Genomic DNA, 20,116 nt, shown 5'->3' on the forward strand with positions numbered 1-20,116 from the left:
CCGTTACAACAGCGCATGGCCGAAGCACTCAAGGTCGGCAGAACCTTTGCCTTTCTGCTCGTTGACAAATTCCCGATGTTCAGCCTTGCCGCTGCCATCGATACGATGCGCACGGCCAATCGCATGTCGGAAGAGCCGTTCTATTCGTGGATAACGGTTTCGGCGACCGGGGCTCCGGTGACGGCATCCAATGGCCTCCAGATCAATGTCGAATATGCGCTCGCGGAACTTCCGGCAGCGGATATCTTTTTCATCTGTGCCGGATTGACCACGGAATTCGAAGATAAGCCGAAGGTGATTGCAACCCTGCGCAACCTTGGGCGGCGCGGCGCAGCGCTCGGCGGGCTGAACATCGGCAGCTATATTCTCGCCGAAGCGGGCCAGTTGGAAGGACATCGCTGCACGATCCATTGGGAAAACCGGGCAGGATTTCAGGAGCGGTTCCCGCAGATCGAGTGTACGGGAAATGTCTTCGAGATAGACCGCAAACGCTATACATGCGCTGGCGGTACGACGTCCATCGATCTCATGCTGGAGATTATCAAACAGGATTTCAGTCCGGCGCTCGCCAACGAAGTTGCAAACCAGTTTCATCATGAGCGTATACGCTCACAGACGGACCGTCAGCGTATCGGGCCGGAACGTGACCTCACGGGCAAATCGGAAAAATTGCGCAAGATCGTCGAGCTTATGGCCGACAATCTGGAGCAACCCAAGTCTGCCGTACGTCTGGCCAAGGCCGTAGGACTATCGGTGCGTCAGGTGGAGCGGTTATTCCTGCGCCATCTCAATATGACACCCGGTCGATACTATATGAGCCTGCGTCTCGAACGTGCTCGCGAGCTTTTGCGGCAGACCCATTCGCCAATTTTGGACGTGGCACTGGCGACGGGTTTCACTTCGCATTCTTATTTTGCGCAGAGCTATCGCGCTCAATTCGGGCGCTCACCTTCCGACGAGCGCCGCACGAACTACTGATTTTTCGTCACACCAATGGCTTCAGGCTCTATGAGCACAGGTGTACTTATGATCCTCAATAATCACCGCTAAGGTCATCAAAGAATGCCTTATCTGCTTTAAATCCAGTATCAGGATAAGAGGCGATCTTGTCCTGTATTGGCCGTATACGCTCCTCTAGCGAAACTTCCTTATCCGTCAGCTGTAATTCCTTCATCAAAGCGAGTTTCACAGCCTCGGTCTTGCTTATATTTTTGCGAGCCGCCAGTTTTGCTGCAAGCTGGTTGACTTCCTCGTTACGAATATTCAGTGGCTGGCACCCCTCAACTCTCAGAACAGACAGGAGCTTAGGTACGTCTACACACTGATGCAATGCTACTAAAGTCCAAACACCGAAGCGCCTGCGTCTGCACGCCCGACAACATTACGGAACGATGCGAACAATTCGCGTCCCATGCCGTATCCATTATGGCTCATATCGCCCACCGCAGCGGGGCGTGCTGCCAGAACTGCCGGGTCTTCAAGCACATCGAGCGTGCCGATCTCGGCGTCCAGCCTTACAATGTCGCCATCACGTATTTTGCCAATGATGCCGCCATCCAGTGCTTCCGGTGTCACGTGAATTGCTGCCGGAACCTTGCCTGATGCGCCCGACATACGACCGTCGGTTACAAGCGCAACCATATGGCCGCGGTCCTGCAAAACGCCCAGCGCAGGCGTCAGCTTGTGCAATTCGGGCATGCCGTTGGCACGCGGTCCCTGAAAGCGGACGACTGCCACGAAATCGCGGTTGAGCTGGCCAGCCTTGAAGGCATCCTGCAATGCCGCCTGACTGTCAAAGACGAGGGCAGGTGCTTCGATGATATGGCGCTCTGCCTTGACCGCGGAAGTCTTGATAACAGCAGTGCCAAGATTGCCCTTGAGCATCTTCAGGCCACCAGTAACCTGAAAGGGCGCTGCGCAGGTGGAAAGCACTTTCTTGTCGGCGCTTTCGGCTGCAATGGGATCGCGGACAACAGTGCCATTTTCACCAAGCTTTGGCTCTATTGTATAGGCACGCAAGCCGTCGGTGCCGCCCCAGACGGTCTTGACATCCTCATGCAATAATCCGCCGTCCAGCAATTCGCGGATGATATAGCCCATGCCGCCAGCCGCGTGAAAATGGTTCACGTCTGCCAAGCCGTTTGGATAGACGCGGGCCAGAAGCGGCACCACGTCAGACAGATCGGAAATATCCTGCCATGTCAGTTTGATGCCTGCTGCTGCCGCCATTGCGACCAGATGCATGGTGTGGTTGGTCGAGCCGCCCGTTGCATGCAGTCCCACAACACCGTTGACTATGGAGCGCTCGTCGATCATTTCGCCGACGGGAGTGAATTCATTGCCGAGCGCAGTGATGGCCAGTGCACGCTTTGCAGCTTCCCGGGTCAAGGCATCACGCAGTGGAGTGCCGGGATTGATGAATGAGGAGCCCGGCATATGCAGGCCCATAATCTCCATTAGCATCTGATTGGAATTTGCCGTACCATAAAAGGTGCAGGTGCCCGGACCGTGATAGGATTTTGACTCCGATTCCAGCAATTCCTCGCGTCCGACCTTGCCCTCCGCATAAAGCTGGCGTGTCTTTGCCTTTTCGTCGTTCGGCAGGCCGGTCGTCATCGGGCCTGCAGGAATGAACACGGCTGGCAGATGACCGAAAGTCAGCGCGCCGATGACGAGACCCGGAACGATCTTGTCGCAAACGCCCAGATAAACGGCAGAATCGAACATGTCATGCGATAAGCCAATTGCAGTTGCCATGGCAATCACATCGCGTGAAAACAGCGACAGTTCCATACCGGGCTGACCCTGTGTCACGCCATCGCACATGGCTGGCACGCCGCCTGCAACCTGCGCAACACCACCCGCTTCTTTCACCGCCTGTTTGATCAGGTTCGGATAGGTTTCAAAGGGTTGGTGTGCCGAAAGCATGTCATTATAAGAGGTTATGATGCCAACGTTTGGCACCACATCTCCGGCCAGCGCTTCCTTGTCTGACGGACTGCAGGCTGCAAAACCATGCGCGAGATTTGCGCAGGCAAGTGCCGACCGCTTGGGTTTCCGGGAAGCGGCCTCGCGCAAATGATCCAGATATACATCCCGCGTTGGCTTTGACTGTTCGCGGATGCGATTGGTAATGCTTTTCACCCGTTGCATGACGGTCATGTGTTCTCTCCTTGTAGCGCTTGCCAAGGAGTTTGGGAGCCTCCTGGCGATCACGCATCCGGGCGCTTAAGGAGCCCAGAAAATCTCAAGTTCGATCGGCTCGTGTCGAAGCACGGCGCGGATGGGCATGTCTCTGACGTCGCCTTCGCCAAGCGCTGCTTCCAGTGCAGTCATCTTGCCCGCGCCTTCAATATGTAAAGCAACGAAGCGTGCATTCACGATGACCGGCAGCGTCAGTGTCAAACGCGGCTCACCTGCATTTTCTGCCGTCATAGGCAAAACCAATGATGTCTGGTCTGTGGAAATGGCCTTGTTCAAATTGTCGCCGCCCGGGAAGAACGACGCGGTGTGACCATCGCCCCCCATGCCGAGCACGACCACATCGAATGGCTGCCCCAGCTTGGCAATTTCCGTCGCGGCAATCTCCGCCCCTTCATTGGCGTCGTCAGCTTCATGATAGAGACCGACAAAATTAGCTCCCGCCGCCGCATTCTGCAAAAGCGCGTCGCGCACCAGACGTTCATTGGAGCGGTCGCTGGAGGGCGGCACAAAGCGTTCGTCCACCAGCGTTATGGTAATTTTGTTCCAAGGCAGATCCTTGACCGATAAGGCTTTGAAAAAGCGGGCAGGGGTCGTGCCGCCTGAAACTGCCAGCACGGCTTTCCCATTGTCGTTGCAACCCGCCGCAAGACGGTTTGCAACGGCCGTCGCCAATGCTTCTGCAAGTGTAGCGCCATTATCAAAACTATTCAGCCTAGGATCAGTCACCATGATAAAAGCCTATTCCGGCTCGTGCCATGTGCGGCCGTCACGCTCAATAAGTGCGATGGCGGATGATGGGCCCCATGTTCCGGCAGTATAGCCGGAAGGTGCCTGTTCGGTCTCGGCCCAGGCCTTGAGGATAGGATCGACCCAGCGCCATGCCGCGACCACTTCGTCACGCCGCATGAACAATGTCTGGTTGCCGCGCACCACGTCCATCAGAAGGCGCTCATAAGCATCTGGGCTGCGAACTTTGAATGACTCTGCAAAGCTCATATCCAGTGGAACGTGACGCAACCGCATGCCGCCCGGACCCGGGTCCTTGATCATCATCCACTGCTTGACGCCCTCATCCGGCTGCAGGCGAATAACAAGCTGGTTGGCAACAACCCGCCCGGCTGTCTCACCGAAAATTGAATGAGGAATCGGCTTGAATGAAACGACGATTTCCGAAGCGCGTGCACCAAGGCGTTTGCCCGTGCGTAGATAGAATGGGACGCCAGCCCAGCGCCAGTTAGCAATCTCGGCCTTTATGGCAACGAATGTTTCTGTATTGCTCGGCGTGCCGAGTTCATCCAGATAGCCTTTTACGGCACCGCCGGACGACGCGCCCGCGCGATATTGGCCGCGTACGGTAAGCTCATCGGCATTCTGTGATGTGATAGGGCTGAGCGAGCGCAGGACCTTCAGTTTTTCATCGCGAACCGCATCGGCATCCATGGAAGCCGGCGGCTCCATCGCTACAAGACACAATAGCTGCATGATATGGTTCTGCACCATATCGCGCAACGCTCCGGCCTTATCATAGTAACCGGCACGGCCTTCCAGCCCTACCTGTTCGGCGACAGTAATTTGAACATGATCGATATGCGCGGAATTCCACAGAGGCTCATAAAATGCGTTGGCAAAGCGCAGCGCCATGAGGTTCTGGACTGTTTCTTTGCCGAGATAGTGATCAATGCGGAAAATCTGCTGTTCGCTGAACACGTGACCAATCGTATCGTTGAGCGCAATCGCGCTGTCCAGATCGCGGCCAATCGGCTTTTCAACGATGATGCGTGTGTGGTCGGTAACGAGCTTGTAGCTTTTCAGGCGGCTGGCAATATCGCCGAAAAGGGAAGGGCTGACCGCAAGATAGAATGCGCGGATACGCTTGTGGTCTGTGCCGATTTCTGTCTTGAGTTCTTCCCATCCAGATTCAGATGTCGCATCGACGGCCACATAGGAAAGGCGCTCCAGAAACTGGTCGACCTGTTTTTTGTCATACTCGTCGGCCTTGACGAATTCCTTGATCGCAGCCTGCGCGAATTTGCGATAATCCTCAGTCGACATGGCCGAACGCGATGCACCGATGATGCGTGTCGGTTCCGAAAGCTGGCCGTCACGCTGGCGCTGATAAAGCGCCGGAATAAGTTTGCGTTCGGCAAGATCGCCGGTTCCGCCGAAAACGATACAATCAAATGGTTCAACCGGGATAATCTGACTTGTCATGAATAGAGTCTCGCTATGCCTGAATTGCGCGATGCAAAGTCGAACTTTGAGGCGCATGGTTTCTATAATCTAATCGATTTAAAATGACCAGTCCTTAAGCGCAAACTGCGTCAAATTGCATTTCCAATCCGCTGAAGTTCCGGTACGACTACAACGAACGGGAAACAGCCATGTTACAGAATCTCTCGCGAATTGTCGCACAGGATAAGAATTTCCTCGGCATCATCAATGGCAGGCGCGTTGCAGCAACGAATGGAAAAACGATCCCTGTCGTCTGCCCGTCCGACGGGTTGGAATTTGCCACCGTACCTTCCTACGATGCTATTGATGTTGATCGTGCTGTCGATGCGGCCCGTCAGGCTTTTGAAGAAGGGCCATGGTCCCGCATGCCTGCCTTTGAACGCGGGCGCCTCCTGACACGCCTTGGGCTGCTCATAGAAAAACATGGCGATGAACTGGCGGCACTCGAAGCACGCGATACGGGTAAGCCGATAAGACAGGGTAAGGCCGATGTTGCGGCCACGATCCGCTATTATGAATTCTATGGTGGCGCTGCCGATAAGATTCATGGCGATACAATCCCGTTTCTGGATGGTTATACGGCCCTGACATTGCGGGAGCCCCATGGTGTTGTGGCTGGCATCACGCCGTGGAATTATCCCATGCAAATCATGGCGCGCGTGGTCGGTGCTGCTCTTGCCATGGGCAATACTCTGGTCATCAAGCCCGCCGAAGATGCATCATTATCAACAATTCGCATTGGCGAACTGGCCATCGAAGCGGGATTCCCCGATGGTGTGCTCAACATCATCACCGGTTATGGCAGCGAGGCTGGAGCTGCATTATCAGCGCATCCCGGCGTGGATTATGTGACGTTCACCGGCTCACCAGCCACCGGCACGGCGATTCAGCAGGCAGCCGCGGCGCATAATCGCGGTGTGACAATGGAGTTGGGTGGAAAATCCCCGCAAATTGTTTTTGCCGATGCGGATATCGAAAAGGCATTTCCGGTTCTCGTCAATGCAATCATACAGAACGGCGGCCAAACCTGTTCTGCAGGCAGCCGCATTCTGATTGAACGTCCGATTTATGATAAGGTTGCCGATGCCTTGGGATCGCGGTTCCGCGAGCTTGTTGCAGGGCCGCATGATGCCGATCTTGATCTTGGACCCATGATCAATGCAGCGCAAAAGCGCCGGGTGGAAAACTATGTAACAGCGGCTGCCGAAGCCGGCATTGAGGTCATCGCGCGGGGCTCGATCCATATCGATGCGCCCCTTACGGGTTTTTATGTTGCACCGGTTCTTTTTGGCGCCGTCGATCCGTCTGCGACTTTGGCACAGGAAGAGGTCTTCGGCCCCGTGCTTTCGCTCTTTGCATTCGAGGATGAAGCGGACGCAATCCGGATGGCAAATGGCACTGAGTATGGTCTGGTAGCGGGTGTCTGGACCAAAGACGGAGCAAGACAGCATCGTGTTGCAAAGCGTGTGCGGGCGGGACAGGTCTATGTCAACGCTTATGGCGCTGGCGGAGGTGTGGAACTGCCTTTTGGCGGCTTCAAGCGTTCAGGTCATGGCCGCGAAAAGGGCTTTGAGGCGCTTTATGATATGTCTGCAACCAAGACGATCGTTTTCCGCCACGATTAAAGCTCACAGATAAATCAGAATAGATGGAGGATGGAGTATGGCCCGTTTGGCAGGCAAAACAGCGATCATTACTGGTGCAGCATCAGGTTTCGGCGAGGCAATGGCGCGCCGCTTTGCAGAAGAAGGTGCAAATGTTGTCGTTGCCGATCTCAATCTCGTGGGGGCGGAAGCCGTAGCCGGGTCCATTGGTAAAACTGCCCTTGCCGTTCATACGGATGTGACGCGCAAGGAAGAGATTGACGCGATGGTTCAAGCTACGATGGATAAGTTTGGCCGCATCGACATCATGGTTAATAATGCGGGTTACTCCCATCGTAACGGCTCAATGCTGGGCGTGGACGAAGATACATATGATCTGATTGCCGCCATCAATATGAAGGCGATTTACTATACAGCGCTCGCCGTTGTTCCGATCATGGAGCGGCAGGGCAGCGGCTCAATTATCACAACCGCATCAACCGCCGGTTTACGCCCGCGCCCGGGTCTGACCTGGTACAATGCTTCAAAGGGTTGGGCGATCAGCGTTACCAAGTCCATGGCAGTCGAGCTTGGCCCAAAGAATATCCGCGTCAATTGCCTTTGCCCTGCGGCAGGTGAAACACCCATGCTTGGACTGTTTCTGGGCGAGGATACGCCGGAGCGCCGTGCACAATTCAAGGCCACAATTCCTCTCGGCCGTCTTTCAGTACCGCTGGATGTTGCCAATGCCGCGCTCTATCTGGCCTCTGACGAGGCTCAGTTCATCACCGGCGTCGCGCTGGAGGTCGATGGCGGACGCTGCATTTAAAAGCGCCTTTAGCCTTGAAAGATCGGCTAGGGGGCCTACATTTTCCTTGTATTCCCCTTCTGATAAGCGCTGCCCGGTCTAGCTGCCGCTCTGGCGTTATGCTTTTTCAAGGAAATCATCATGACATCCAAACCTGTCTGGTTCATCACTGGCTGCTCAACCGGCTTTGGCCGCGAACTTGCCCAACACACTCTTGCGCTTGGCTATCCCACTGTGGTTACGGCTCGCAATCCAGCTCAACTTGACGATATCGTCAAAGGCCATGAAGACAATGCGCTTGTCCTCAAACTCGACGTCACCAAGCTCGATGAAGTAGCTGCTGCGGTCAAGGCGGCGGAAGAGCGCTTCGGGCGGATAGACGTGTTGGTCAATAATGCCGGCATTGGCTATTTCGGCTCTCTTGAGGAGAGTGATCTCAGCGAAGCCCGCAAGATGTTCGATATCAATATCTGGGGTCTTATGGATATGACCCGCGCTGTCCTGCCGATCTTGCGCAGGCAGCGTTCCGGTACGGTCGTCAACATCTCGTCAATTGGCGGGTTGCGAGGCTTCCCGGCGGTGGGCTTCTACAATGGTACAAAGTTTGCTGTGGAAGGGCTTTCTGAGTCCCTTTCCAAGGAAGTCGCTCATCTCGGCATCAAGGTACTGATCGTTGAGCCAAGCGGGTTCCGTACGGATTGGGCAGGTCGTTCTGCCAATGAAGCTCCGGAAACGATTGAAGACTATCGTGCTTCAGCAGGCGAGCGTATGCGCCAGATCCGTGCCGCGAGCGGCAATCAGCCGGGCGATCCGGTGAAGGCTGTGCAGGCCATCGTCAAAGCCGTGGAGGCAAAAGACCCGCCGCTGCGTCTTTTGCTTGGCAAGATTGCACTTGATGGCGGCCGCGAGAAAATCAGGGAAATGCAGCGTGATTTTGATGCATGGGCAGAAGTAAGCGCAGGCGCAGATTCTCCCAAGCAATAACAAAAATGGTGTGCGGGTACCGGAACTCCTTATCCGCACACCGAAAATCGCCGCATCGATAAGTTGAAATAATTTTCTCCGTCCAGCCTCCCATCGGCTTGTTTTATGCGCTATCATCTTGTCACCGCAATAAAAACTGGTGATTGATGCCCTCCGAAACTCCTGAAAAAAAACCCGCGCGGACCACAGCGACACGGCGGCGTACGCCCGCTTACGTCAAGGCCACCCGGGGAGTGAAAAACTGGCGTGAAGCTGCTGAATGGCTGGCCTGGCGGGACATCGAAGACATAGAATGCATTACCCCGGACCAGGCAGGCGTGGCGCGCGGCAAGATGATGCCGTCGAAAAAATTTACTTCCAACACATCGCTTGCCTTGCCTTCCGCTGTGTTCATGGCAACGATTTCCGGTTCCTATCCGGAAGATGGTCATGGCTTTTCTTATCCGGAAGACGATGGCGACCTGAAGCTTATGCCCGATCTTTCGACCTTGTCGGAAGTGCCTTGGGAAAGCGACCGCACCGCGCAGGTCATATGCGATCTCGTCAATAAGGACGGGCAAGCTGTAGAGTTTACACCGCGCAATGTATTGAAGCGTGTCGTAGCCGCCTATAGCAAAAAGGGCCTCAAGCCGGTCGTCGCGCCCGAAATCGAATTCTACCTCGTCAAGAAGAATCCTGATCCGGACTATCCGCTGACACCTCCGGTTGGCAGGTCGGGCCGCGCCATTGGCGGCGGGCAGGGTTATTCCATTGCCGGCGTCAACGAATTCGACGAGCTTATCGATGATATCTATCACTTCTCTGAAAGCCAGGGTCTTGAGATCGATACGCTGATCCACGAAGAAGGCGCAGCGCAGCTGGAGATCAACCTGCGTCACGGTGATCCCGTTGAGCTTGCAGATCAGGTGTTCCTGTTCAAGCGCACAATCAGGGAAGCTGCACTCAAGCACGATATGTATGCAACCTTCATGGCAAAGCCCATCCAGGGTCAGCCCGGATCGGCGATGCATATTCATCAGTCCATTGTCGATAAAAAGACGGGGCGGAATGTGTTTTCCAACCCCGATGGTACGGAAAGCGAAGCATTCCGGCACTTTATCGGCGGTATGCAGAAACATGTTCCGGCTTCGCTGGTCATGTTCGCCCCCTATGTGAATTCCTATCGCCGCCTGACGCCTGCGGCCTCGGCTCCGGTCAATGTCAAATGGGGTTACGACAACCGCACCACGGCATTCCGTGTGCCGCGTTCGGACCCGGCAGCACGGCGTGTCGAAAACCGCATTCCTTCCTCCGACGCCAATCCATATCTGGCACTTGCGGCTTCACTTGCGTGCGGCTTGCTGGGCATGAACAACAAGGTCGAACCTGATGCGCCGGCTTCGACCACTGTCAACGATAATCTGATTGAACTGCCGCGAGGATTGATTGAGGCCACTTTGCTGTTTGAGCAGGACAGGGACTTGATTGCCATGCTGGGCGAGTCCTTCGCCATCACCTATGCCGCGATCAAGCGCGCCGAGTTTGAAACCTTCATGGAGGTTATCAGCCCTTGGGAGCGCGAATATCTGCTGCTGAACGTTTGAGTTAACGCCTTTCTCCCCCCTTGTGGGGGAGAAAGTGATTTCAGCATCTTAGCATTTGCTAAGTGCTAGAAATCACAAGAGAGGGGATTGCCTGCTGAACTACCCCCTCACTTGGATTTTCCAAGGATTTAGCAAAGGGTCTAAACCCAGGAAAATCCTATCTCTCCCGCAAGGGGAGAGATAAGCGGAGCCAAGTTTTTCCAAACGGATTGTATTCAAAATGGCATATCAGTCTCCCATCTCGCCCGGCATATCATGGTACGAATCCACGATTGCCGATCGCACGCAATATCCTGCTTTGGATGGCTCGCGCAGCGCTGATGTCGTTATCGTTGGCGGCGGATTCACGGGTCTATCGGCCGCTGTGCATCTGGCATCAGCTGGTGTCGATGTTGTCTTGCTCGAAGCTTTCAGGTTTGGCGATGGTGCATCGGGGCGCAATGGCGGCCAGCTTGGCACAGGGCAACGGTCGTGGGCGGAAGAGCTTGAAGCGCAATATGGTTTCGAGCGGGCCAAAGCACTGTTTGATCTTGCCGAGGAGGCGAAAAGCCACCTGCTGGAATTTGCGGAAACGCACAAGATCGATATTGAATATGTGCCCGGGCAGATGTCCGTTGTGCACAAGAAGCGTTATCTGAAAAGCTATCGCGAGCATGCGGAACTGATGACGACTCGGTTCAATTACCCCCACATTCACTACATGGAAGCGGATGAAACTGCCGAGCGGCTTGGTTCAACCCGGTATCTTGGCGGGCTCTACGACAAGGGCACGGGGCATATTCAACCGATGAAACTTGTTGTCGGCACTGCGCGTGCCGCGGCAAAGGCCGGTGCGCATCTTTATGAAAACACCAAAGTTACCGGCATCAAATCAGAGAACGGCAAGGTTACGGCCACCACTGCCACCGGCACCATAACAGCGGCAAAGGCGCTGATCGCGGTCAACGCCTATGGTGGAAATCTGGAGCCTGTCAGCGCATCGCATGTCATGCCGATACGCTCCTTCATTGGCGCAACTGTGCCTTTGGGTGACGACAGTCCGGTCCTGCCCGGTGGTGAGAGTGTCGATGACTCCCGCTTTGTGGTGCGTTATTTCCGCCGCTCGCAGGATGGCCGCCTCCTGTTCGGAGGGCGAGAAGCCTATACGGCTGATAATCCGCTGGACATCAGCACCCATATCCGCCGCCAGATTGCAGAGATTTATCCGGCACTCGCAAATGTGGAAATGACGCAGGCCTGGGGTGGTTCTGTCGGTATCACCATGCCGCGCCAGCCATTCGTGCGCGAAGTCATGCCAAATGTCATTTCTGCCGGAGGCTATTCCGGGCATGGCGTGATGCTGTCGAACTTCGTCGGCAAGCTCTATGCGGAGACTGTAGCGGGTAATCGGGACCGGTTAAAGCTGCTGGAAGATCTGAAAGTTCCATCATTCCCGGGTGGGCGCACATTCCGCGCGCCCATGCTGTTTCTCGCGCTGAGCTGGTATGCGCTGATGGACCGGATTTAAGCAACAGGATCAGTGTTCGTTGACCGGACTATATCGTTGCACGTTGATCTGGTCGGCATGCTGACGCATGGTCACCGTGTCATACCAAGCTTGAATTTTCAGCAATATATCCATGTTCACGCCAAATGCTTTTTCTATCCGCAGAGCCATTTCAGGGGTGAGGGACGTTTTCTCGTTCACGAGATCGGACAGGGTAGCGCGGCGCACATTTAACGCTGTTGCGGCCTTGGTAATCGACAACCCGAGTTCATTCAAAATTTCGTCGCGTATAAAACCTCCGACATGGGGCGGCTTCATCCCGATCTTTTCAATTGTGTCACTCATCAGTGATAATCCTCCAAATCCAGATCAGAGATTTCGCCGCCGATAATCTCGAAGGTGATCCGCCAGTTTCCGGACGCCGAGATGCTCCAAATATTGGCTCGATCACCAGTCAGCAAATGAATTCGCCAACCGGGCGGGCCGCGTAGATTATCGATGCCGTCCGCAACAATCAGTGCGGCGAGAATATTTCTGATCCTGTTTGTTAAATCGGGCCTTATCCCTTTAGCATCATCATCTTCAACAAAACGCTTAAGTCCTTTGTGCCGGACACTACGAATTTTCATATATCACCTATGTACGGTCATGCCGTACGAAATACAAGCGGTCAATAATTCTTAAATGAACAATTATAGACTTAAACCTTACGCACAATCACGCTGCCGACTGAATATCCTGCCCCAAACGAGCAGATGACGCCGAGGCTGCCGGGGGCAAGATCATCGGAATATTTCGAGAATGCGATGATCGAACCCGCCGAGGAGGTATTGGCATAATCCTGCAGGATGTTGGGCTGCTCGCCGGGCTCAGGCTCGCGGCCAAGCACTTTGACGCCAATCAGATCATTCATGCCTTTGTTTGCCTGATGCAACCATAGCCGCGATAAATGTGCCGGTGCGATATTCTCATCTGCAAGATGCGTCAGGATCAGGTCGGAAACAATCGGCACGACCTGCTTGAACACCTTGCGGCCTTCCTGCTTGAAAAGCATGTCGCGGCGGTCCGTCATGTGGCCTTCGCGTGTCCGTCGCAAGAAGCCATTATTGTTGCGAATATTATTGGAAAACTGGGTCAGGCATCGCGTCGAGACGATCTCGAACCGGTCTTCCGCCGTCGCGAGGTCGTCGCGTTCGAGCAGTACCGCCGTGCAAACATCGCCAAAGATGAAATGGCAGTCGCGATCACGCCATTCGAGATGTGCCGAGCAGATTTCCGGATTGACCATAAGGATGGCGCGTGCCGACCCTGAACGGATCATGTCTGCCGCCGCCTGAATGCCGAACGTAGCAGATGAACAGGCAACGTTCATGTCGAAGCCGAAGCCCTCAATACCAAGTGCCTGCTGTACTTCGATAGCGATGGCAGGATAAGCGCGCTCATGATTTGACGCCGCGCAGATAACCGCATCAATCTCCGATGCATCGCGGCCAGCTTTTTTCAACGCCAATGTTGCCGCGTGCACCGCCATTTGTGCCATGACAGAGATGTCTTCGTCGCCGCGCTCCGGTAAAACCGGGTGCATGATTTCCGGATCGAGAATACTGGATTTGTTGAGGACATAGCGGTTTTCAATACCCGAGGCGCGAACAATGAAATCCTCATTGGACATGGTCATCGCCTCACGCGTGCCCGCGGCAATTTCTTCCGCGTGCAACTCATTTTGCTTTGTCGCGTAGGTATTGAAAGCTGCCACCAGTTCGGCATTGCTGATGGACTGATCAGGCGTAAACACGCCAGTGCCGCTGATGACTACCTTATGCATGAACGTTTCCAGAGTTTATTTTTCTTCACCAAGCGATAGAGCAAAGAAGAATCAAATGGAACCCATACTGTCATCAGAGGTTCACGCAGCAGTCCTAGCTTTTCCTTCTTTGATGAGGGGATTTTGCTATGACGATCACCAGTACAAAAGATACAGGCCCGATTGGTGCCGATCATCCGCTGGGTAAACCCGGCAAGTTGGGCAATCTGCCGAATTATGCCGTGGTGGCAATTCTGATTGGCGGTCTGTTCTATGTGGCTTGGTCACTCACACAGGATTTGACCAGCTCGGTTGCAGTGCCGTGGATACTGTTGGGTCTGGCACTGGTCACGGCTCTCGGTTTTGAGTTTGTGAACGGCTTCCATGACACGGCCAATGCTGTAGCGACCGTCATCTATACCAATTCCTTGCCTGCTGAGATCGCTGTCATATGGTCAGGCTTTTTCAACTTCCTCGGCGTTCTTACCGCAAGCGGCGCGGTTGCCTTTGGCATCATATCGCTTCTTCCAGTGGAACTTATCATGCAGGTCGGTTCCAGCGCCGGTCTTGCAATGGTGTTTTCGCTGCTGACAGCGGCAATCCTTTGGAATCTTGGCACGTGGTATCTCGGCCTGCCATCTTCAAGTTCGCACACGCTCATCGGTTCGATCGTCGGGGTTGGCCTTGCCAATCAGTTTCTGGCGCCTGCCGGGACCGCGACAAGTGGTGTCGACTGGTCCAAGGCGACGGAAGTTGGCATGTCCCTGCTTGTTTCGCCGCTTGTCGGTTTCGGTGCCGCTGCCTTGCTGTTGCTGGCGATGAAGCTTTTCATCCGCAACAAGGCGCTCTACGAAGCGCCAAAGGGCAGCACACCTCCACCATTCTGGATCAGGGCATTGCTTATTTTCACATGCACCGGCGTTTCCTTTGCCCACGGTTCGAATGATGGCCAAAAAGGCATGGGCTTGATCATGCTGATCTTGATCGGCGTCGTTCCGACCGCCTTTGCTCTGAACCGCACACCGGATGTCAATTATCTGGAGGCCTACAAGTCCGCATCTGTTGCTGCTGCCGATACTTTGCAGAAATATGAAAAGCCCGGCATTACCGTGTCCGACTCCAGAAAAGTGGTTGGCGATGCGGTGCGTAACAAAACATGGAGCGACGAAACGACAGTCGGTCTGCGCCAGCTCATCACTGATACACATACGAATGTTTCGCCCTATGGTTCTGTTGCCAACGTACCTGATGGCATGGTCAGCAATACCCGTAACGATATGTATCTTACTGGTGAGGCGCTGAAACTGATCGAAAAAAACAAGCTGCTTCCCGTCGAGCCAGCTGATTTGGCGGCCATCAAAACCTATCACAAGGCAATCGACGACGCGACGAAGTTCATTCCGACTTGGGTAAAGGTTGCCGTCGCGCTGGCGCTTGGGCTGGGCACCATGGTCGGCTGGAAGCGCATCGTTGTCACGGTAGGCGAAAAGATTGGCAAGACGCATTTGACCTACGGGCAGGGTGCCTCAGCCGAACTGGTGGCCATGGGCACGATCTTTACAGCGGACACACTGGGTTTGCCGGTTTCCACGACGCATATTCTGTCGTCCGGCGTGGCAGGAACAATGACCGCCAACGGGTCCGGGCTGCAAATGTCGACAGTCCGCAATCTGTTAATGGCATGGGTTCTCACGCTGCCCGTGTCGATCGGGCTATCGTTCACACTGTTTATTATCCTACGGCAGTTGATCTAAGACGGCGTCGGTTATTTCCCCTTATACCACCTCTCCGTCATCCTCGGGCCCTTGACCCGAGGATCTAATTTGATCGCGCCAGCGCTGTTCTTTGGGTTCTCGGGTCAAGCCCGAGAATGATGTAGAGGTGAGGCACTATCCGAAATCCTGAAAACAAAACCGCCCGCAATTGCTTGCGGGCGGTTCCGTGTGCCGTGCTGGTCCCAGACCGAACCAGAGAAGGCCACAGCAAATACTACTGCCGGGTAACAACGACCGGGATCAGAAGATCGCCCCAGTTGCCATCACCACCGTGGTGACGGGCGGAGCGGACCAGTTCCACGGAAACCCCGGCATCAACTGCTTTCATGACAGACTGGTTGAGGCGGTGCAGATCATTGGCGACCATACGAATGACAGCCTGCTGGTCCGCATTCATGGAGGAAGCCTGTTCCTCAGCCCGTTCTTTTACGCGTGAAATGGAAGCCATGATTGTTCTCCTCTCGTTATCTTTATTCGGCAGCCGGGCGGAATTGCGCGGTTTCCGTTGATTCTTTCATTGCAGTGGTCGATGACTGACCGCCGGTGATTGCCAGTGAGACCGCATCGAAATAGCCGGTGCCGACTTCGCGCTGATGCTTGGTGGCTGTGTAGCCATTAACTTCCGCGGCGAACTCTGCCTCTTGCAACTCGGAATAGGCGGACATCTGCCGTTCCTTGTAGCCACGTGCCAGTTCAAACATGCCAAAGTTCAACTGATGGAAACCGGCCAGCGTGATGAACTGGAACTTGTAGCCCATCGCACCCAATTCGCGCTGGAACTTGGCGATGGTTGCCTCGTCCAGATGCTTCTTCCAGTTAAAGGAAGGCGAGCAGTTATAAGCCAGCAACTTGCCCGGATGTTCCTTGTGCACGCCCTCGGCAAAACGCCGTGCCTGTTCCAGATCGGGTTTTGATGTCTCGCACCAGATGAGGTCCGCATGTGGCGCATAGGCGACGGCACGGGCGATACAGGAGTCGAGGCCGTTCTTGACCTGATAGAAGCCTTCTGTCGTGCGTCCTGCATCGTAATCAACGAATGGCTGGTCGCGCTCGTCAATATCCGAGGTCAGAAGCTTTGCAGCTTCCGCATCGGTGCGGGCAATAACCAATGTTGGCGTTCCCATCACGTCCGCAGCAAGCCGCGCAGCGTCAAGGTTGCGTATATGTGCAGCGGTTGGGATCAGAACCTTGCCGCCAAGATGTCCGCACTTCTTTTCAGAAGCCAGCTGGTCTTCGTAGTGAACGCCGGCAGCACCAGCTTCAATAAAGGCTTTCATGATCTCGAAAGCATTAAGTGGTCCGCCAAAACCTGCCTCCGCATCAGCGATGATCGGCGCAAACCATGTATCAACTGAAAGTCCATTGCCTTCGGCAGTTTCGATCTGGTCGGCACGTTGCAATGTCTTGTTGATGCGCTTGGCCAGTTCAGGGGCAGCATTTGCCGGATAAAGCGACTGGTCCGGATACATGGACGAGGCTGTATTGGCATCCGCAGCAACCTGCCAGCCAGAGAGATAAATCGCCTTCAGTCCGGCGCGAACCATCTGCATTGCCTGATTGCCCGAAAGAGCGCCCAACGCGTTGACGAAATCTTCCTCGTGAATGAGCTTCCACAACCGGTTTGCACCGTTCTCCGCAAGCGTGTGCTTGATCTGTACCGAGCCGCGCAGCCGCTTTACATCCTCGACAGTGTAAGGGCGTTCAATATTGTCATAGCGGCCAGCAGGCGCATTCGGTACAAGATTGTAAAAATCAGTCATTGTCGTCTCCAGAATAAAGTTTTGCTTTTGCGGCGGTCAGATCGGGAGGTGTATATCGCCGTTTCTGTATGACTAAATTTACATTGCACTGCGATGAAAGCGAGCAATATCGCCAATTAACGCTGATTTATCGAGTTATCTTGTCGAGCGATTTACAATATCCGATTGTAAATCTGTAAAAATTGTAATATCTTTTTGAAGGCGTTCTAATGTAAATCTTGTCACAGAATGCGGGAGTTGTGATGGCTGAGGGCAAAATCTTTGCAGGTCCGCGCATCAGGCGCATTCGCAATGAACAGGGCTTGACGCAGACATCAATGGCCGAAGCGCTCGGCATTTCTCCGTCTTATCTCAACCTGATTGAACGCAACCAGCGTCCGCTGACTGTGCAACTGCTGCTGAAGCTTTCCTCTACCTACAAGATCGATCTCGATACGCTGCAGCTTGAATCCGGCTCATCCATGGTGGCCCTGAAAGAGGTGTTCTCCGATCCATTATTGAGTGGTGAATTGCCCGGCGATCAGGAGCTGATCGAGATATCCAATGCTGCGCCTAATGCCGCAACGGGAATGATCAAGCTTTATCGGGCTTATCGAGAGCAGCAGGAACGTCTGTCTGACCTGTCGGAGCTTCTTGCAAAAGACGGACACACGCCATCACTTTCCGGCACACGGCTGCCGCTCAATGAAGTGCGCGAAGTCATGGAGCGTCGCGCCAATTATTTTCCGCGCATTGAGGGAGAGGTCGACAGTTTCCTCAATCTGATAAAGCCCGGGGATGATCTTTCCGGCGCGTTGAAAGCCTGGCTCAAAAGCGAATATGGCACCACGGTACGTATTCTACCGGTTGCGACCATGCCCAATTGGCGCCGCCGTTATGACCGGCATTCCCAACGCCTGTTCCTGTCAGAGCGCCTCTCGCCATTCGACCAATTGCGTGAACTGGCTATGGAAGCGGTACTGATCCGTATGCAGGTGGTTATCGCCGCCGAAATTCAGGATATGAAGTTCTCGTCGGATGAAGCGCGCCGCATCGCCCGTTTTGAGTTTGGCCGCTACGCCGCCCATGCATTGATGATGCCCTATCAGGCGTTCCAGACAGCCGCGACGCGCGCGCGATACGATGTGGATGTGTTGCGTTCCCGGTTTTCGGTTTCTTATGAGCAGGCGGCAAACCGGCTTACGACGCTTGCCGCTCCCGGCAACGGCATTCCCTTTTTCATGCTCGAAGTCGATCATGCGGGGAACCGTTTCCGCAGGGCAGGGGCACAGGGCTTTCCGCAGTCGCGCTTCGGTGGCGATTGCCCCAAACTTGCTGCATATGCTGCCTTTTCACAGCCCGGCCAGATATTGGTCGAAGCTGTAGAAATGCCGGATGGCGCGGAATTTCTCACCATCGCCCGCACACTCGAGGGACCGCAGGGTGCCTTCAACGAGCGCCCGCGTCGTACGGCACTGCTTTTGGGTTGCGATATCGGCTTTGCCGACGAGACTGTCTATGGCTCAGCCTTGGGCAATCGCAGCATCAGCGCCGCACCACTTGGCAAATTTGTTGGCGTCACGCCGGTCGGCCCTGCCTGCCGCCTATGCGAACGTTCGGCCTGCCTTTCCCGTGCCGAACCGCCGGTCACACGCCCACTCGGCCTTGATGAAATGGTCACGGGCTTGAGTGCCTTTGATTTTCAGTAGTTATCCTCTTGGCCTTAATCCGCGAAACAGTGGTTGCTGTTTTTCAATCAACTGCGCTAGCCGCTCCACCAGGGTGCGGATTTCCGGGCGATGCCTGTCATCATTATGCATGACGAGCCATTGCCGGTGATAAAGCGGTTTTATATCCTCTCCGGCGCGCACCAGCGCGGGGTCGGTATCGCCGACAAAGCAGGGCAGAACACCGCGCCCTGCACCACTACGCAAAAGATCGTGCAGCATGCGCGGTGTGTTCGCCCAGATCGTTACCCACAGATCGGTCTGCGCCAGTAGCCAGCGCGCCGAGGGGGCGACCGCGTCGTCTGCCCCGATACCCACCCAATTGCAGTCACGGACCATGTTGAAGTGGCTGGCACAATAGGGCGCATAGGCAACATCGCCTATCGGGCGGGCAGCAAGGCTTGTGCTTTCCGGAAAAGAGTTGCGAATGCCGATTTCCGCCTCCCGGTGCGCGAGGTCGAGGCGGATTTCTGCCGTCTTGAAGCAAAGGCGAAAGGGATCATCCGGGGTCCAAAGCTGCGCCAGATTAACTGCCATGAAATGCGACATCCAACTCCCCGCGGATATGCGGACCGTTGGCAACTCGTTGACGCCTTCATTCCAGGCGCCAATGGATTGTGCAGCTTCGTTCATGGCTAGTACATGAGTCAAAAGCGCTTGGCCGTCCTTGGTCAGGGAATAGCCGGTTTGCCTGCGCACAAAAAAGTTGCGGCCCATCCGGTGTTCCAACGCAAGCAGACGCCGCCCGATTGTTGCCGGACTGGCACCGGTCTTTTCCGATGCGCCAGTTAGCCCGCCTTCGCGAGCAACATGCAGGAACAGCTTCAGATCATCCCAATTCTCATTTTTCATTTGTGAAAAACCTGTTTCATCGGAGCGCGTAGATATGGAGGAATAACCTGCCCATTTTACAATTTCGTGCAATTCATTTTTTGCTGGAGATAAATATGAGCAGTTATTATTACCTTTTGTGGGCTATTACGAAGCAGCACATCACGTCAGGCAAGAAGCGCCGGATGCCGGAGGATGAGTATTACGAAAAATATGGGCGGTCGCCCGGTCGATTCTCGTCCCTCTGGAAGCGTTTATTTGTGCTAGTGCGTTCACTGGTTTCCGGGTCAAAAAGCTCGTGACCACAAGAAGTTGAACCTAAAAAACATCATGTCAAAGCAACTTTCCGCATCAGAGTTG

The 20,116-nt window shown here is 54.7% G+C and carries 19 protein-coding genes; 9 read left to right on the top strand and 10 right to left on the bottom strand.

The window, feature by feature from the left end:
* Positions 1 to 15: 15 nt before the first annotated feature.
* Positions 16 to 978, top strand: a complete 963-nt coding sequence (locus PMI41_RS05945) for a GlxA family transcriptional regulator (RefSeq protein WP_008122779.1) — start codon at positions 16 to 18, stop codon at positions 976 to 978.
* A 55-nt stretch (positions 979 to 1,033) separates the two neighbouring features.
* Here the strand turns inward: PMI41_RS05945 and PMI41_RS05950 are convergent, their stop codons facing one another.
* The 4 genes from PMI41_RS05950 to zwf form a co-directional block, all read right to left on the bottom strand.
* Entirely contained in the window at positions 1,034 to 1,330 is a 297-nt protein-coding gene (locus tag PMI41_RS05950) for a type II toxin-antitoxin system VapB family antitoxin (RefSeq protein WP_008122781.1), read from the bottom strand.
* 5 nt (positions 1,331 to 1,335) lie between these two features.
* Positions 1,336 to 3,162 carry a phosphogluconate dehydratase gene (edd, locus tag PMI41_RS05955; RefSeq protein WP_008122783.1) on the bottom strand — a complete coding sequence of 609 codons (1,827 nt, stop codon included), beginning with the start codon at positions 3,160 to 3,162 and terminating at the stop codon, positions 1,336 to 1,338.
* Between the two features lie 66 nt (positions 3,163 to 3,228).
* Positions 3,229 to 3,933, bottom strand: a complete 705-nt coding sequence (gene pgl, locus PMI41_RS05960; RefSeq protein WP_008122785.1) for a 6-phosphogluconolactonase — start codon at positions 3,931 to 3,933, stop codon at positions 3,229 to 3,231.
* Between the two features lie 9 nt (positions 3,934 to 3,942).
* The gene (gene zwf / locus PMI41_RS05965) at positions 3,943 to 5,415 is read right to left on the bottom strand and encodes a glucose-6-phosphate dehydrogenase (protein WP_008122787.1); all 1,473 of its coding nucleotides are present in this window, start codon (positions 5,413 to 5,415) and stop codon (positions 3,943 to 3,945) included.
* Between the two features lie 170 nt (positions 5,416 to 5,585).
* Between zwf and PMI41_RS05970 the strand changes: the two genes are divergently transcribed.
* From PMI41_RS05970 to PMI41_RS05990, 5 genes are all read left to right on the top strand, one after another.
* Positions 5,586 to 7,061: an aldehyde dehydrogenase family protein gene (locus PMI41_RS05970; protein ID WP_008122790.1), complete on the top strand. Its 1,476-nt coding sequence runs from the start codon at positions 5,586 to 5,588 to the stop codon at positions 7,059 to 7,061.
* Between the two features lie 37 nt (positions 7,062 to 7,098).
* Positions 7,099 to 7,848, top strand: a complete 750-nt coding sequence (locus PMI41_RS05975) for an SDR family oxidoreductase (RefSeq protein ID WP_008122792.1) — start codon at positions 7,099 to 7,101, stop codon at positions 7,846 to 7,848.
* 120 nt (positions 7,849 to 7,968) lie between these two features.
* Entirely contained in the window at positions 7,969 to 8,811 is an 843-nt protein-coding gene (locus tag PMI41_RS05980; protein WP_008122794.1) for an oxidoreductase, read from the top strand.
* Between the two features lie 146 nt (positions 8,812 to 8,957).
* Positions 8,958 to 10,394: a glutamine synthetase family protein gene (locus tag PMI41_RS05985; protein WP_008122797.1), complete on the top strand. Its 1,437-nt coding sequence runs from the start codon at positions 8,958 to 8,960 to the stop codon at positions 10,392 to 10,394.
* 220 nt (positions 10,395 to 10,614) lie between these two features.
* Entirely contained in the window at positions 10,615 to 11,901 is a 1,287-nt protein-coding gene (locus tag PMI41_RS05990) for an FAD-binding oxidoreductase (RefSeq protein WP_008122799.1), read from the top strand.
* Between the two features lie 9 nt (positions 11,902 to 11,910).
* On the opposite strand, the gene PMI41_RS05995 is transcribed toward PMI41_RS05990, so the two are convergent.
* The 3 genes from PMI41_RS05995 to PMI41_RS06005 form a co-directional block, all read right to left on the bottom strand.
* On the bottom strand, positions 11,911 to 12,225 hold the full coding sequence (locus tag PMI41_RS05995) for a HigA family addiction module antitoxin (RefSeq protein WP_008122801.1): 315 nt from the start codon (positions 12,223 to 12,225) through the stop codon (positions 11,911 to 11,913).
* Entirely contained in the window at positions 12,225 to 12,509 is a 285-nt protein-coding gene (locus PMI41_RS06000) for a type II toxin-antitoxin system RelE/ParE family toxin (protein WP_008122803.1), read from the bottom strand. Before PMI41_RS06000 ends, PMI41_RS05995 begins: the two co-directional genes overlap by 1 nt.
* A 71-nt stretch (positions 12,510 to 12,580) precedes the next feature.
* Complete coding sequence (locus tag PMI41_RS06005) at positions 12,581 to 13,705, bottom strand: beta-ketoacyl-ACP synthase III (RefSeq protein WP_008122805.1); 1,125 nt, start codon at positions 13,703 to 13,705, stop codon at positions 12,581 to 12,583.
* A 128-nt stretch (positions 13,706 to 13,833) separates the two neighbouring features.
* Here PMI41_RS06005 and PMI41_RS06010 point away from each other — a divergent pair, with 128 nt between their 5' ends.
* On the top strand, positions 13,834 to 15,438 hold the full coding sequence (locus tag PMI41_RS06010; protein WP_008122807.1) for an inorganic phosphate transporter: 1,605 nt from the start codon (positions 13,834 to 13,836) through the stop codon (positions 15,436 to 15,438).
* A 235-nt stretch (positions 15,439 to 15,673) separates the two neighbouring features.
* Here the strand turns inward: PMI41_RS06010 and PMI41_RS06015 are convergent, their stop codons facing one another.
* The gene (locus tag PMI41_RS06015) at positions 15,674 to 15,907 is read right to left on the bottom strand and encodes a hypothetical protein (protein ID WP_008122808.1); all 234 of its coding nucleotides are present in this window, start codon (positions 15,905 to 15,907) and stop codon (positions 15,674 to 15,676) included.
* Positions 15,908 to 15,929: 22 nt separating this feature from the next.
* Positions 15,930 to 17,219 (bottom strand): isocitrate lyase, encoded by a 1,290-nt coding sequence (aceA, locus tag PMI41_RS06020; RefSeq protein ID WP_008122810.1) that lies wholly within the window; start codon positions 17,217 to 17,219, stop codon positions 15,930 to 15,932.
* 242 nt (positions 17,220 to 17,461) lie between these two features.
* On the opposite strand from aceA, the gene PMI41_RS06025 reads away from it, so the two are divergent.
* Entirely contained in the window at positions 17,462 to 18,907 is a 1,446-nt protein-coding gene (locus tag PMI41_RS06025) for a short-chain fatty acyl-CoA regulator family protein (protein WP_008122812.1), read from the top strand.
* On the opposite strand, the gene PMI41_RS06030 is transcribed toward PMI41_RS06025, so the two are convergent.
* Positions 18,908 to 19,777 (bottom strand): LysR family transcriptional regulator, encoded by an 870-nt coding sequence (locus PMI41_RS06030; RefSeq protein WP_008122814.1) that lies wholly within the window; start codon positions 19,775 to 19,777, stop codon positions 18,908 to 18,910.
* Between the two features lie 95 nt (positions 19,778 to 19,872).
* Here PMI41_RS06030 and PMI41_RS24945 point away from each other — a divergent pair, with 95 nt between their 5' ends.
* Positions 19,873 to 20,058: a hypothetical protein gene (locus PMI41_RS24945; RefSeq protein ID WP_008122817.1), complete on the top strand. Its 186-nt coding sequence runs from the start codon at positions 19,873 to 19,875 to the stop codon at positions 20,056 to 20,058.
* Positions 20,059 to 20,116 lie beyond the last annotated feature (58 nt).

Source organism: Phyllobacterium sp. YR531, assembly GCF_000282595.1.
GTDB lineage: Bacteria > Pseudomonadota > Alphaproteobacteria > Rhizobiales > Rhizobiaceae > Phyllobacterium.

Excerpts from the sequence above, each read along its gene's own strand:
- PMI41_RS06000 (WP_008122803.1), bottom strand. The coding sequence starts at position 12,509 with ATGAAAATTCGTAGTGTCCGGCACAAAGGACTTAAGCGTTTTGTTGAA.
- aceA (WP_008122810.1), bottom strand. The coding sequence starts at position 17,219 with ATGACTGATTTTTACAATCTTGTACCGAATGCGCCTGCTGGCCGCTAT.
- PMI41_RS05985 (WP_008122797.1), top strand. The coding sequence starts at position 8,958 with ATGCCCTCCGAAACTCCTGAAAAAAAACCCGCGCGGACCACAGCGACA.
- PMI41_RS06010 (WP_008122807.1), top strand. The coding sequence starts at position 13,834 with ATGACGATCACCAGTACAAAAGATACAGGCCCGATTGGTGCCGATCAT.
- PMI41_RS06030 (WP_008122814.1), bottom strand. The coding sequence starts at position 19,777 with ATGAAAAATGAGAATTGGGATGATCTGAAGCTGTTCCTGCATGTTGCT.
- PMI41_RS06025 (WP_008122812.1), top strand. The coding sequence starts at position 17,462 with ATGGCTGAGGGCAAAATCTTTGCAGGTCCGCGCATCAGGCGCATTCGC.
- PMI41_RS06015 (WP_008122808.1), bottom strand. The coding sequence starts at position 15,907 with ATGGCTTCCATTTCACGCGTAAAAGAACGGGCTGAGGAACAGGCTTCC.
- PMI41_RS05990 (WP_008122799.1), top strand. The coding sequence starts at position 10,615 with ATGGCATATCAGTCTCCCATCTCGCCCGGCATATCATGGTACGAATCC.
- PMI41_RS24945 (WP_008122817.1), top strand. The coding sequence starts at position 19,873 with ATGAGCAGTTATTATTACCTTTTGTGGGCTATTACGAAGCAGCACATC.
- PMI41_RS05995 (WP_008122801.1), bottom strand. The coding sequence starts at position 12,225 with ATGAGTGACACAATTGAAAAGATCGGGATGAAGCCGCCCCATGTCGGA.
- pgl (WP_008122785.1), bottom strand. The coding sequence starts at position 3,933 with ATGGTGACTGATCCTAGGCTGAATAGTTTTGATAATGGCGCTACACTT.
- PMI41_RS05970 (WP_008122790.1), top strand. The coding sequence starts at position 5,586 with ATGTTACAGAATCTCTCGCGAATTGTCGCACAGGATAAGAATTTCCTC.
- PMI41_RS05945 (WP_008122779.1), top strand. The coding sequence starts at position 16 with ATGGCCGAAGCACTCAAGGTCGGCAGAACCTTTGCCTTTCTGCTCGTT.
- edd (WP_008122783.1), bottom strand. The coding sequence starts at position 3,162 with ATGACCGTCATGCAACGGGTGAAAAGCATTACCAATCGCATCCGCGAA.
- PMI41_RS06005 (WP_008122805.1), bottom strand. The coding sequence starts at position 13,705 with ATGCATAAGGTAGTCATCAGCGGCACTGGCGTGTTTACGCCTGATCAG.
- PMI41_RS05980 (WP_008122794.1), top strand. The coding sequence starts at position 7,969 with ATGACATCCAAACCTGTCTGGTTCATCACTGGCTGCTCAACCGGCTTT.
- PMI41_RS05975 (WP_008122792.1), top strand. The coding sequence starts at position 7,099 with ATGGCCCGTTTGGCAGGCAAAACAGCGATCATTACTGGTGCAGCATCA.
- zwf (WP_008122787.1), bottom strand. The coding sequence starts at position 5,415 with ATGACAAGTCAGATTATCCCGGTTGAACCATTTGATTGTATCGTTTTC.